Origin of the sequence: Pseudomonas sp. PA-1-6B, assembly GCF_021609545.1 — a bacterium.
In the GTDB taxonomy this organism is placed as follows: Bacteria; Pseudomonadota; Gammaproteobacteria; order Pseudomonadales; family Pseudomonadaceae; genus Aquipseudomonas; species Aquipseudomonas fluorescens_BV.
On sequence record NZ_WJZM01000067.1, the window covers coordinates 18,993 to 32,345 of the forward strand.

A 13,353-nucleotide genomic window follows, 5' to 3' on the forward strand; every position below is an offset into this window, starting at 1 on the left:
GGTCCCTGTGGGAGCTGGCTTGCCTGCGATGGCATCGACTCGGTACGGCTGAAGGACCGCGGTGTCTGCATCGCGGGCAAGCCCGGCTCCCACAGGAGGCTTGCTTGATCCTGGGCTACACGCCCCAGCGCGGAATGTGATGACTGCCCATGGAAATACACACGTTCTTGATCTCGGCAAACACTTCGAAGCTGTACTGGCCGCCTTCACGCCCGGTGCCCGAGCCTTTGACCCCGCCAAACGGCTGGCGCAAATCCCGTACGTTCTGGCTGTTGATAAATACCATGCCCGCTTCGATACCGCGCGCCAGGCGGTGGGCCTTGCCGATGTCCTGGGTCCAGATGTAGGAGGCCAGCCCGTATTCGGTATCGTTGGCCAATTGCAGCGCTTCAGCTTCGTCTTTGAACGGGATCAGGCACACCACCGGGCCGAAGATTTCTTCTTGGGCGATGCGCATCCGGTTGTTCACGTCGGCAAACACCGTCGGCTGGATAAACTGGCCGCGGCTGAGGTGCGCCGGCAGGTTGGCCGGGCGTTCCAGGCCGCCAGCCAGCAGCGTGGCGCCTTCCTCCAGGCCGATCTTGATGTAGCCGGTGACCTTGTCGTAATGGGCCTGGGTGATCATCGAGCCGACCTGGGTTTTCGGGTCCTGGGGGTCGCCGACGATCAGGCGCTTGGCTCGCGCCGCGAACTCGGCGACAAATTGCGGGTAGACGCTTTCCTGGATGAAGATGCGGCTGCCAGCGGTGCAGCGCTCGCCGTTGAGGGAGAAGATCGTGAACAATGCTGCATCGAGGGCACGTTCCAGGTCGGCGTCTTCAAAAATCAGCACCGGCGACTTGCCGCCCAGTTCCATGGAATACTTTTTAAGGCCCGCGCTCTGCATGATTTTCTTACCGGTGGCGGTGCCGCCGGTAAATGAAATCGCCCGCACGTCCGGGTGGCGCACCAGTGCATCCCCAGCGGTGGCGCCGTAGCCCTGGATCACATTGAGCACGCCGTCGGGAATCCCGGCTTCCACCGCCAGGCGCCCCAGTTCATTGGCGGTCAGCGGCGACAGCTCCGACATCTTCAACACCGCCGTATTGCCCAGCGCCAGGCACGGCGCGGTCTTCCAGGTGGCGGTCATGAACGGCACGTTCCACGGCGACACCAGCCCGCACACGCCTACCGGCTGGTACAGGGTGTAGTTGAGCATCTGGTCATCCACCGGGTAGGTGTGGCCGTCCATGCGGGTGCAGACTTCTGCGAAGAAATCGAAGTTGTGCGAGGCACGCGGGATCAACACGTTCTTGGTCTGGTGGATCGGCAGGCCGGTGTCCAGGGTTTCCAGCTCGGCCAGGTGTGGCACGTTCTGTTCGATCAACTCACCCAGTTTGCGCATCAAGCGCGCGCGCTCCTTGGCCGGCGTATTGGCCCACTTGGGGAACGCGGCCTTCGCCGCCGCTACGGCTTGCGCGACTTCTTCGGCGCCGCCGCTGGCGACTTCGCCGATGGCCTCGCCGGTGGCCGGGTTGTAGTTGATAAAGGTGTCTTTGCTTTCGACCTCACGGCCGTTGATCCAGTGTTTGATCATGGTGCTCAAGCCTCTTTGCGCGCGGAGAAAAACTCCGTTTCACTGACAATACGGTTGACCAGGCGGCCCACGCCTTCGACTTCCACCACTACCTCATCCCCCGGCACCACATCGGCCAGCCCCTCGGGCGTGCCGGTGGCGATCATGTCGCCCGGTTGCAGGGTCATGAAGCTGGACAGGTATTCGATGAGGTAGGGGATATCGAAAATCATGTCTTTCGTGCTGCCTTCCTGGCGCAGTTCGCCGTTGATCCAGGTGCGCAATTTCAGGTTGCCTGGGTCGGGCACGTCCGCCACGTCGACAATCCACGGGCCGACCGGGGTGGTGGCGTCGCGGTTTTTCACGCGCAGGTTGGGGCGGTAGTAGTTTTCCAGGTAGTCGCGGATCGCGTAGTCGTTGCACACCGTGTAACCGGCCAGGTAGTCCAGGGCGTCGGCGCGCTTGACGTTGCGCGCGGTTTTGCCGATCACCGCCACCAGCTCGCACTCGTAATGCATGTAGGCGACGTTGTCCGGGCGCCAGGTGACTTGGCGGTGACCGGTGTAGGTGCCCACCGACTTGATGAATGCCAGCGGTTCGGTCGGCGGCGTAAAGGCCAGTTCGGCGGCGTGGTCGGCGTAGTTCAAACCCAGGGCGAACATGTTGCCGGTGGCGGGTGGCAGCCATTGCACCTGGTCTTCGGCCAGCAACCGCCCATCCTCAAGGCGCACGCTGCAGTCGGCTTGCACCCATACGTTGTGGGTTGCACCTTCAAAGTGGATACGTGCGCGTTTCATGCCGATGCCTCCGCTGCAATGGTGTTGCTCAGGCGGCCAATGCCGGTGATATCGACTTCAACCTGGTCGCCTGGCTGCACATCCACGCGGCCTTGCGGGGTGCCGGTGATCAGTACATCGCCGGGGTACAGGGTCATGAACTCGCTGATCTCGGCGATCAATTGCGGGATGTCGCGCACCCAATCGGCGGTAGAGCTTTCCTGGCGCAGCTCGCCATTGACGAACAGCTTGAGGCTCAATTGATTGGGGTTGGCCACTTGATCCCGCGCCACCAACTGCGGGCCCAGGGCGCAAAACCCATCGCGGCATTTGGCTTTGACGGCGGGGCGGTAGTAGCTGTCTTCCGGCAGGCTGAATTCATTCACCACCACATACCCGGCCACATGCGCCATGGCGTTCTCCAGGCTGACACGGCTGGCGCGCTGGCCGATCACCACGCCCAGCGCCGGGCCCGGCTGCAGGCGCTCGCCCGCAGGCTGCAGCACTACGCCGCCATGGGCATTGCGGGTGTTGGGGGTTTTGATAAACAGCACCGGCTTGGTCGGCGGCTGCTGGTAGGGCGCCTGCTGGAAGGCGGCGAGATGCTGGTCCAGCAGGCCCTGGTAGTTCAGCGCAACGCCAAACAGGGTGCCGCTGGCAACATCATGCAGGGTACGGCTCATGCGTTTCTCCTGGCGGTGACGACGGCTGCACAGGCCGTTCGTTAAGTTGTTAACGTTATAATTAATATGTTAACTACCGTCAAGCGTGGCACACTGCGCTGGCCTCACAACAACAAGAAGAGAGCCCCGTGAAGCCGATTCCCAACATCAACATCGGGCAGGTCTACGACCAGCGCTACAGCGACGCCGAGGTGCATTACGACAAGCTCGGCAACCTGGCGGGGTTTTTCGGGCGCAATATGGCGGTGCATCGCCATGACCGGTTTTTCCAGGTGCATTACGTCAAGAGTGGTGCAGTGCGGGTGTATCTGGATGACCGCCAGTACGTTGAATCGGGACCGATGTTTTTCCTTACGCCGCCCACGGTGGCCCACGCGTTTGTCACCGAAGCCGATGCCGACGGGCATGTGCTGACGGTGCGCCAGCAGCTTGTATGGGGATTGATCGACGCCGACCCCAGCCTCGCCTCCGGTGCGGCATGTGTGGCCTTGACTGGCGACGCTGAGGGGTTGGAACAACTCTTCGAGGCGCTGTGCAGTGAGATAAACGCCGAGCGGGCAGGGCGTGCCGCCGCCCTCGACAGCCTGACGCGGTTGATCATGATCCGCCTGCTGCGCCTGTGCGCCCACGCCCAGCCGGCACGCCCGACAGCCCATGAAGACCTGCGCATCTTCCATCGTTTCAACGAGCTGATCGAAGCCCACTACCTGGAACATTGGCCATTGGCGCGTTATGCCGAGGGCATTGGCGTGACCCAGGCGCGGCTCAATGAGGTGTGCCGACGCATTGCCGACCTGCCCTCCAAGCGCCTGATCCTTGAGCGGCTGATGCAGGAGGCCAAGCGCCTGCTGTTGTTTACCGGCAGTTCCGCGAATGAAATCTGCTACCAGCTGGGGTTCAAGGACCCTGCGTATTTCAGCCGGTTTTTTTTGCGGTATGCACAGATGACACCGGGGGAGTACCGGCTGCGGCAGTCGGGGTTGCGCTGATATCCCAGGCGCCACCCAGTGCGGTATACAAATTCACCTCGGCGACCAACTGCGCCAGCCGGTCCACAATCAGCGCCTGTTGCGCGCTGAACAGCGAACGCTGCGCATCGAGGAACGTCAGGTTGCTGTCCACGCCGCTGCGGTAACGGTGTTCGGCCAGGTCATAGTAGTTCTGGTTGGCGGCGACGAAATCCCGTTGCGCCGCCAGTTGGTCGTTGAAGGTCTGGCGTGCGGCGAGGCCGTCGGCAACTTCCTGGAAGGCGCCCTGGATGGATTTTTCGTACTGGGCCACCGTGATGTCCTTCTGCAGCCTGGCGTAATCGAGGCTGGCGCGCAGGCTGCCGGCGTTGAAGATCGGCAGGTTGATCTGCGGCTGAAAGGTCCAGCTGCCCGAGCCGCCCTTGAACAGCCCCGACAGCTCCTTGCTGGTGCTGCCGGCGTTTGCCGTCAGGGTCACGGAAGGAAAGAACGCTGCACGTGCCGCACCGATATTGGCGTTGGCCGCCTGCAGTTGGTATTCGGCCTGGAGGATATCCGGGCGGCGTTGCAGCAGGTCCGAGGGCAAGCCGGCGGGCACGCGGGCGACCAGATCGTCGGCCAATGGGCGCGCAGGCAGGTGTTCATCCACCGGGCCACCCACCAGCAGTGTGAGGTTGTTGAGGTCCTGGGCCACCTGGCGTTCATAGCGGGCTACGCTGGCGCGGGTACTTTCCACTGCTGTGCGCGCTTGCACCACGTCCAGCGCCGAGGCTTTGCCTGCGCTTTTACTGCGGCTGGTCAATTGCCAGCTGTGGTCGTTGGCGACCAGGGTTTGCTCGGCCAGGGCCAGCAGTTCCTGATCGGCGCGCCAGGTCAGGTAGGCATTGGCGACGTTGGCCACCAGGCTCAATTGCGTACTGCGCCGTGCTTGTTCGGTGCCCAGGTAAGTGAGCAGCGCCTGTTCGCTGAGGCTGCGCACGCGGCCGAACAGATCCAGTTCGTAAGCGCTCAGGCCCAAGGTGGCGGAGTAATTGGAGGTTATCGCTGACTTGCCGGTGCCGGTCACGCTCCCCGGCAGCTTCTGGCGCTTGCCGGCGCCTGTGGCAGAGATCGCCGGGAACAGATCCGCGCGCTGGATTCGGTACTGGGCCTGGAACGCTTGCACATTCAGGGCCGCCACTCGCAGGTCGCGGTTGTTGACCAACGCATCATTAATCAGCTCTTGCAGCGCCGGGTCACGGAACAGCTGCTGCCAGTCCGGGTTTTGCGCCAGGGGGCCGGCCTGCGCCAGGCGGTAGACGCCGCCTTGGGGGTACTGCGCAGGCGTCGGCGCGGCTGGTCGCTGGTACTCGGGAATCAGCGAGCAACCGCCGAGCATCCAGGCCATGCCGACGGTGCACAGTGCTCGTGTGTTCATCAGGCGCCCACCATCCATTTGGCCAGGCCATGCCGGCCGCTTACGCCCAGCTTGGCGGCGGCACGTTTGAGGTAGGTCTCGATCGAGCTGTTTTTGACACTGAGTTTCTCCGCGATTTGCGGCACGGTGCCGCCAGTCAGCAGGCCCAGGCACACTTCCTGTTCCCGCGCCGAAAGGGTGATGTCGCTCAAAGACAAGCGTTTGTAGAACTCACGCTGCAACTGCGATTGTTCCAGCAGGGTATGGGCCGGCTCAGTCTCGGCGTGCGGCGCCTGGCGCAGGCTCTGGGCGTGCCGTTCCATCAACGGCAACAGCGTGTCCGACAGGCACTTGAGAAACGACAACTCAGCCAGGGAAAACCCCTGCTGGGTCGGCGGGCGGTAGAACGAAATCACACAGCGTCGATTGCCCTGGCGCGATACCAGGTTGCACTGGTGCGAAGTACCGCGCGGATGCGCGCTGTTGGCCTTGGCGTTCATCTGGATCAGCAGCGGGTCTTGCATGTGCAGCATCTGCCGCAACAGCGGGTGGTCGTTCAGCGCATGCAAGGTCTGGGGCACCGACAAATCCTTTTTCACCCCGGCGCTGCCCAGTAACTTGATGTCCAGCACGCGGTCGCGCAGTTCATCCAGGGTCCATTCGCTGAGGTCTACCAGGTGAATCGGTACCCACTTGCCCACCAGCTGCAACATCGTGGCGGCGAAATGTTCGTCGCCGCTGTTTGAAATCAACTCGCCCATTTCGGCATAAAAATGCGGGCCGCAGGTGTCGCCAATACTTGGGGTCAGACTCATAGCCATCTCATCCTTGATGTCGAAAACCGTCAACGGTTGCCCAGGGCCTGTGCAGGGCGCTCCGTACTGCTTGAACGTAACTCGGCGTTCGAAATTTTATTTAGCCATAGGGATTTGTCCTACGTATGTAGCGGAAACGAGGGACACAAGCTGCCATAAAAGCTGCGCCATTAATCCGACGTTTCTCGTGAATTAAGCCGGCTACGTACAGGTGTAAGTTATTTTTAGTTTTAGTTAACTTATTGATGTAAATGATGAATTATTAAAATAAAGGGGTTATCCAGAGGCTCGGCATGGATGAGCTGTAGCCAATCTCCTACAACGCTTTAATCGTTTCAGTCATGAACCTTCGATCAAGGCCTATCCATCCATTTGAATGTCCGGGTTTCGGGTGTCAGACACCCCTCGGCGGCCATGCTCCAATCCGGCAACTTCGGCGTAATGGGCCACCTCTGCGCGGCCAGTGCCTGACCCCCATGAGAAGGATCTTATGCAGTATTCCTCCAGCCAGCCGGCCCGCTTCCCCCTCACTGGCGCCCAACAAGACATTTGGCTCGACCAACTGCGCGTGGGCGATTCGCCGCTGTACAACATTGGCGGCTACCTGGATTTTGCTGGCACCGTCGAGCCCGAACGCATGCAGCATGCTGTCGCACTGCTGGTGGCCCGTCACGATGCACTACGCACCCAACTGCACACCGACGCCAATGGCCTGCCTGGGCAAACATTCGCCCCGCAGATGAAGGTGGAAATGGCGCTGCATGATTTCTCCGCGCTGCCCGACCCATCCGCGGCAAGCCAAACCTTGATGCAGGCGCACATGGCTCGGCCCTACGCCCTGAGCGGCGAGCCACTGTGCCGTTTTTTCCTGGTCAAACTTGATGATGATCACTACCGCCTCGGTACCCAGGCTCATCACCTGATCCTCGACGGCTGGGGCTTCGGCCAGATGCTGCAATCCCTCGCGCAGCTCTACAGCGCCCTGGAGCAGGGGCGCGCCACCGAGCCACTGGCACCGTCCTACATCGACTTTATCGACACCGACCAACGCTACCTGCAATCGGCCCGCTACGCCCGCGACCGCGACTATTGGCTGGGCAAATACCAGATGCTGCCCGAGCCGCTGCTCAGCCCCAGGCACAACGCCAAGACGTCGAGCAACACCTGGGTGCAAGGCTTCCCGGTGCAGTTGCTCGACCGTATGGAGCAGGTTGCCAACCACTACCAGGCGTCGGCCTTTCATGTGTTGCTGGCGGCGATGTATGTGTATTTCACCCGCACCAGCCAACGGCAGGAATGGGGAGTGGGCCTGCCGATTCTCAACCGCTCCAACGCGCGGTTTCGCGCCACTGTGGGCCTGTTCACCCAGGTCAGCGCGGTACGTTTTGCGTTCAGCGAGGGCGTGTCTTTCGGTGCTCTGGTACGGGGCATCCGTGATCAGCTCAAGCAGGATTTTCGTCATCAGCGCTTCCCGTTGAGTGAGATGAACCGCGAGCTGGGCTTGCGCCGAACAGATCGCGGGCAACTTTTCGACGTGTCGGTATCGTTCGAGCAGGACGACCACGACCTGCGCTTCGGTCAGGTCCAGGCCCGCGCGATCAAGGTCTCCAATCACCATGAAGCGCTACCGCTGGCCATTCACTTGCGCAGCAACCGTTACCAGGACAATGCGTGGCTGCATTGCGTCTACAACGAGGCGTATTTCCAGGCGCACGATGTGCAGGCGTTGGCCCAGCGTTTCATCGGGCTGCTGGAGCAGGGGTTGGAGGACACTGCGCTGCCCATCGGCGAGTTTTGCATGCTGCTGCCCGAGGAGCAGGCCCGACTGCTGCACTGGAACGCCACCGCGCAGCCCAACGCCACGCCGCAAACCCTGCACCAGCGCATTGAGGCCCAGGCCGCACGCACGCCCCACGCGATTGCGGCGGTGTATCAGGACCGCTCACTGAGTTACACCCAACTCAACCGCCAGGCCAATGCACTGGCTCATCAACTAGTGGCGCTCGGCGTACAGCCCGATGACCGCGTCGCGATCCTGGCCCGGCGTGGCCTTGACACCCTGGCGGGGCTGTTGGCGATCCTCAAGGCCGGCGCCTGCTACGTGCCGCTGGACCCGGCCCATCCCGGCGAACGCCTGGAGTACCTGCTGTACGACAGCGCGCCCGCGGCCATCCTGACTCAGCGCGATTTACGCCAGCGTCTGCCCGTCTCGACGGTACCGGTGATCGCGCTGGAGCCTGGCAGCGCATCCATCGACAGTAACCCTCAGGTTGCCGTCACGCCGTCGAACCTGGCTTATGTGATTTACACCTCGGGTTCCACTGGGTTGCCCAAGGGTGTGATGGTCGAACATCACAGCGTGTCGAACCTGGTGGACTGGCATTGCCAAGCATTCGACCTGCATGCGGGCAGCCACACTGCCAGCGTCGCCGGCTTCGGTTTTGATGCCATGGCCTGGGAAGTCTGGCCGGCGTTGTGCGTGGGTGCGACCTTGCACCTGCCACCGGCTCATGAAGGCGCGGAAGATATCGACGCGTTGCTCGGCTGGTGGCGCTCGCAACCATTGGATGTGTGTTTCCTGCCCACGCCTGTCGCCGAATATGCGTTCAGCCAGGGGCTTGGGCATCCCACCTTGCGCACCTTGCTGATCGGCGGCGACCGCCTGCGCACCTTCCCCCAGGCGCAGACATTTGCGGTAGTGAACAACTATGGCCCCACCGAAGCCACCGTTGTGGCGACCTCGGGGCGCGTTGAGGTGGGCCAGCCGTTGCATATCGGCGCGCCGGTCGCCAATGCCCGCGTCTACCTGCTGGACGCGCAGCAACGCCCGGTGCCGATTGGCGTGGCGGGGGAGTTGTATGTCGGCGGCAAGGGCGTGGCGCGGGGGTACCTGAACCGTGCCGAGTTGAGTGCCGAACGGTTTATCGACGACCCATTCAGTGGCGGTCGCATGTACCGCACCGGCGACCTGGCGCGCTGGCTGCCAGACGGCAATCTCGACTACCTGGGGCGCAATGACGACCAGGTAAAAATCCGTGGCGTGCGCATCGAACTGGGAGAAATCGAGTCGGCCCTGGCCAGCCATCCGGCGCTTCAGGATGCAGTGGTGCAGTTTCGCGACGGGCAATTATGGGCGTGGTTTGTGCCACGTCAGCCTGTGGAAATCGAAGTACTGCGCACTCACCTGCAGGCCTCGCTGCCGGACTACATGCTGCCGGCGGCTTACGTGTGCCTCGACGCGTTGCCCCTCACCGCCAACGGCAAGCTCGACCGCCGAGCCTTGCCGTCACCGACCCAGGAAGCCTTTATCACCCGCCGCTTCGAAGCGCCACAGGAGGGCGTGGAAACCACACTGGCGCAGATCTGGGCCGAGTTGCTGCACGTGCAGCCAGTGGGCCGCCATGACCATTTCTTCGAGCTGGGCGGGCATTCGCTGTTGGCGGTGCAACTGGTGCAGCGCATGCGCCAGGCCGGCCTGCGCGCCGATGTGCAAGTGCTGTTCGGCCAGCCGACCCTGGCGGCGCTGGCGGCGGCGTGTGTCGGTCACGAACAGGCGGTGCCGGCCAATCGAATCCCGGCCGGTTGCACCCATATCACCCAGGATTTGCTCGTCCTGGCCGAACTTGACCAAACCAGCCTCGACCGCATCGTCGCCGGCATCCCTGGCGGCGCTGCCAACGTGCAGGATATCTATCCGCTGGCGCCGTTGCAGGAAGGGTTGCTCTACCACCACCTCACCGACGCGCACGACCCGTACCAGCAACAAGCGCTGTTCAGCTTCGCGCGCCGCGAGCAGATGGATGCCTTCGCCAGTGCCCTGCAAAAGGTGATCGATCGCCACGATATTTTGCGCACCAGCCTGGTGTGGGATGCCCTCGAACAACCGATGCAGGTGGTGTGGCGCCAGGCGCATCTGCGGGTTGAAGCGCTGCGCGAACCGGCGCAACCCCTGGACTTGCGCCAGGCGCCGCTGATGGCCCTGGATTACGCCGAGGAGCCCCAGCACCAGCGCTGGGTCGCCAGGCTGCGCTTTCATCATCTGGTCAACGATGCCACGTCGACCACGCTGCTGGTGGACGAGATTCGTGCCCATCTGCTGGGTCAACAGGCGCGACTGCCTGTGCCCGTGCCTTATCGCAACATGGTCGCGCAGGCCCGCTCAACGGCTCGCCAGGCGGCGCACGAAGCGTTCTTTCGAGAGCGTCTGGCGGATGTCGATGAGCCGACCTTGGCGTTCGGCCTACAGAAGCGTCAGGCCCTGCGTGCCGAGACCGAAGAGGCGCAGCGCTCGCTCAGCGACGCACTCAATCTGCGCCTGCGCAGCCAGGCCCGAGCCCTGGGGGTCAGTGCCGCGAGCCTTTTCCACCTGGCCTGGGCTCAGGTGCTCAGCCGTGTCGCCGGCCGCGAAGATGTGGTGTTCGGTACCGTGCTGCTCGGCCGCTTGCAAGCCGGCGAGGGGGCCGAGCGGGCCTTGGGCATGTTTATCAACACTTTGCCGCTGCGCCTGCGCCTGGCCGGGAAAAACGTGGCGGATGCGCTGCACGACACCCACGCGCAACTGAGCGCTTTGCTCGCCCATGAACAGGCGTCCCTGGCGTTGGCCCAGCGTCGTAGCGGCGTGCCGGAACTGTTCAACAGTTTGCTCAACTATCGTCACACCTCGGCGGACCCTGGACTGAACCTTGTGCCGGGCATTGCCTTGCTTAGCAGTGAAGACATCCTCAGTTACCCGTTGATGCTCACGGTGGACGACACGGCCAGCGGCTTCCGGCTCAAGGTCATGGCCCCGGACACAGTGGGCGCTGAACCTGTCTTGAGCTACTTCGACACCGCGCTGAACGGCCTGCTGGACGCATTGGAAAGCACACCGGATATGCCGCTGCGCGGTGTGCAGGTGCTGCCCGCGAGCCAATTGCGTACTCTGTTGGTGGACCTCAACGCAACCTCCATCGACTACCCAAAAACGCTGACCGTGCAAGCGCTGTTTGAAGCCCATGCGCGGCGAACCCCCGATGCCATTGCGGTGCAGGCGGGTCAGCACGCATTGACCTACCGCCAACTCAACGAACGTGCCAACCAACTGGCTTTTCACTTGCGTGAGCACGGCGTACAACCGGACTCGCGGGTGGCGTTGTGCGTGGAGCGTGGGTTGGACTTGGTGGTGGGCTTATTGGGAATTCTCAAGGCGGGCGGCGCCTACGTGCCGCTCGACCCAGGTTATCCACGCGAGCGCCTGGCCTACATGCTCACAGACAGCCAGCCAGTGGCACTGTTGGTACAAGCTGCCACTCGCGAAGGGGTGGGCGATGTCTCGATCCCGCTGATCGACTTCGACCACTGCACCTGGAATCAGGCGCCGATCGACAATCCAAGCGTGCCAGGCTTGAGCGTCGCCAATCTCGCCTACGTGATGTACACCTCGGGCTCCACCGGCACGCCCAAGGGTGTGATGATCGAGCACCGTGGCCTGGGCAACCTGTTGCATTGGGGCTCGCAACTGTGCCCGAACGCCGAAGGCGGCGCCTTGTTGCAGCGCGCGCCGTTCAGCTTCGATGGTTCTGTGTGGGAGCTGTTCTGGCCATTGAGCAACGGCATGCGCCTGGTGTTGGCGCGGCCCGATGGGCACCGTGAACCGGCGTACCTGGCCCAGGTGATTCGTGAGCAGCAGATCAGGGTGATCCAGTTCGTGCCCGCCATGTTGCAGCAGTTTCTGGACCTGGACGAATCGGCCCTGTGCACCAGCCTCACCGATATAGTGTGCGGCGGCGGCGAACTCACCGCCGCCTTGGCCCGTGGCGTGCAGGCGCGCTTGCCCACGGTGCGCTTGCATAACGTGTACGGCCCCACCGAAGCCACGGTGGACAGCTGCGCCTGGACCCTCGAACTCGGCGCGCCGGTGCCCGCCTTGCAACTGCCGATTGGCCGCGCCATCAACAACACCCGCCTGTATGTCCTGGACGCTCATGATGCGCCGGTGCCCATGGGTATCAGCGGCCAACTGCACATCGGCGGCGTCGGCGTTGCCCGTGGTTACCTGGGCTTGGAACAGCTGACCGCCGAACGTTTCATCGAAAGCCCCTTCGTGCCCGGCGACCGCCTGTATCGCACCGGCGACCTGGTGCGCTACCTGCCTGACGGCAATCTTGAATTCCTTGGGCGTAACGACTTCCAAGTGAAACTTCGCGGTGTGCGCCTGGAGCTGGGAGAGATCGAAGCACGCCTGGCCGCCCACCCGGCATTGCACGAGGTGGCGGTATTGATTCGCGATGAGCGCCTGGTGGCCTACTTCACCCTGCGCGGCCAGGCGCCGAGCCTGCAAGCCTTGCGTGACCATGTGCTGGAGCACCTGCCGGAATACATGGTGCCGGCCGCCTTCGTGCAACTCGACGCACTGCCCCTCAACCCCGCCGGCAAACTCGACCGCAAGGCCCTGCCGGCGCCAGGGCTGGAGGCCGTGCTTAGCCGAGCCTACGAAGCGCCAGTGGGCGAGGTGGAAACCCTGATGGCCGGGATCTGGGCTGACGTGTTGAAGCTCGAACGGGTAGGGCGCCATGACCACTTCTTTGAACTGGGCGGGCACTCCCTGTTGGCAGTGAACCTGGTAGCCCGCCTGCGCAAGGCCGGGCTGGACGTGGACGCCCGCACCCTGTTCAGCCAGCCCACGCTGGCGCAACTGGCCGCGAAAACAGCGGCACAGGCCCCGTGCGTGGAAGCTCCCCAAACCGCCATCCCCCAACTCAACCGCCGTCGACGGATTTAGCTCAGGCACTGCGATCCAATGGGGGAGCTGGCTTGACTGCGATGGCCATAGGTATCTACACAATTTAGAGCCGACGCTGGACCTGTGGCGAGGGAGCTTGCTCCCGTGACGGCCTGACGGCCGGCGCCTATCTCCCTGGCGCCCAGGATCCAAATGTGGGAGCTGGCTTGTCGGCTCGCCGCATCGCTGCGAAGACGGCCTGACAGTCCACACAGTAGGACCGTGTACATATCCATTGCTGCGGTAACGGCCACCTAGGGTTCCGCCCTGACGGCGGCTCACTTTTGAAAAGCCGGAATGCCGGCCCAGACAAAAGTAAGCAAAACGCTCTTGCCCCACCACTCGGCACCTCGCTTAGGCTCGGTGTGCCCGTAATCCGCCAGTGATTTGGGGGGCCGCC

7 protein-coding genes are annotated in these 13,353 nt (G+C 63.0%); 2 read left to right on the top strand and 5 right to left on the bottom strand.

Annotated elements, in window-relative coordinates; all coding sequences use genetic code 11:
- Nucleotides 1-115 precede the first annotated feature (115 nt).
- The 3 genes from hpaE to GIV35_RS23780 are packed head-to-tail and all read right to left on the bottom strand — an operon-like array spanning nt 116 to nt 3,014.
- Nucleotides 116-1,576, bottom strand: a complete 1,461-nt coding sequence (gene hpaE / locus GIV35_RS23770) for a 5-carboxymethyl-2-hydroxymuconate semialdehyde dehydrogenase (protein ID WP_105227270.1) — start codon at nt 1,574-1,576, stop codon at nt 116-118.
- Nucleotides 1,577-1,581: 5 nt separating this feature from the next.
- Nucleotides 1,582-2,352: a fumarylacetoacetate hydrolase family protein gene (locus tag GIV35_RS23775; protein WP_105227269.1), complete on the bottom strand. Its 771-nt coding sequence runs from the start codon at nt 2,350-2,352 to the stop codon at nt 1,582-1,584.
- On the bottom strand, nt 2,349-3,014 hold the full coding sequence (locus GIV35_RS23780; RefSeq protein WP_034128183.1) for a fumarylacetoacetate hydrolase family protein: 666 nt from the start codon (nt 3,012-3,014) through the stop codon (nt 2,349-2,351). The genes GIV35_RS23775 and GIV35_RS23780 overlap by 4 nt, the downstream gene beginning before the upstream one ends.
- A gap of 128 nt (nt 3,015-3,142) precedes the next feature.
- Here GIV35_RS23780 and hpaA point away from each other — a divergent pair, with 128 nt between their 5' ends.
- A complete protein-coding gene (hpaA, locus tag GIV35_RS23785) occupies nt 3,143-4,003 on the top strand; it encodes a 4-hydroxyphenylacetate catabolism regulatory protein HpaA (protein ID WP_089042196.1) in 861 nt (286 codons plus the stop codon).
- On the opposite strand, the gene GIV35_RS23790 is transcribed toward hpaA, so the two are convergent.
- Both GIV35_RS23790 and GIV35_RS23795 read right to left on the bottom strand, forming a co-directional pair.
- Nucleotides 3,930-5,399 carry an efflux transporter outer membrane subunit gene (locus GIV35_RS23790; protein ID WP_236265487.1) on the bottom strand — a complete coding sequence of 490 codons (1,470 nt, stop codon included), beginning with the start codon at nt 5,397-5,399 and terminating at the stop codon, nt 3,930-3,932. The genes hpaA and GIV35_RS23790 overlap by 74 nt on opposite strands.
- A complete protein-coding gene (locus GIV35_RS23795; RefSeq protein WP_054897417.1) occupies nt 5,399-6,193 on the bottom strand; it encodes a helix-turn-helix transcriptional regulator in 795 nt (264 codons plus the stop codon). Before GIV35_RS23795 ends, GIV35_RS23790 begins: the two co-directional genes overlap by 1 nt.
- A gap of 490 nt (nt 6,194-6,683) precedes the next feature.
- Here GIV35_RS23795 and GIV35_RS23800 point away from each other — a divergent pair, with 490 nt between their 5' ends.
- Nucleotides 6,684-12,953, top strand: a complete 6,270-nt coding sequence (locus GIV35_RS23800) for a non-ribosomal peptide synthetase (protein ID WP_236485909.1) — start codon at nt 6,684-6,686, stop codon at nt 12,951-12,953.
- The last annotated feature ends 400 nt before the right edge of the window (nt 12,954-13,353 follow it).

What these genes read in the sequence shown, in the direction of transcription:
- GIV35_RS23780 (WP_034128183.1), bottom strand. Translation starts at nt 3,014, where the DNA reads ATGAGCCGTACCCTGCATGATGTTGCCAGCGGCACCCTGTTTGGCGTT.
- GIV35_RS23795 (WP_054897417.1), bottom strand. Translation starts at nt 6,193, where the DNA reads ATGAGTCTGACCCCAAGTATTGGCGACACCTGCGGCCCGCATTTTTAT.
- hpaE (WP_105227270.1), bottom strand. Translation starts at nt 1,576, where the DNA reads ATGATCAAACACTGGATCAACGGCCGTGAGGTCGAAAGCAAAGACACC.
- GIV35_RS23800 (WP_236485909.1), top strand. Translation starts at nt 6,684, where the DNA reads ATGCAGTATTCCTCCAGCCAGCCGGCCCGCTTCCCCCTCACTGGCGCC.
- GIV35_RS23775 (WP_105227269.1), bottom strand. Translation starts at nt 2,352, where the DNA reads ATGAAACGCGCACGTATCCACTTTGAAGGTGCAACCCACAACGTATGG.
- GIV35_RS23790 (WP_236265487.1), bottom strand. Translation starts at nt 5,399, where the DNA reads ATGAACACACGAGCACTGTGCACCGTCGGCATGGCCTGGATGCTCGGC.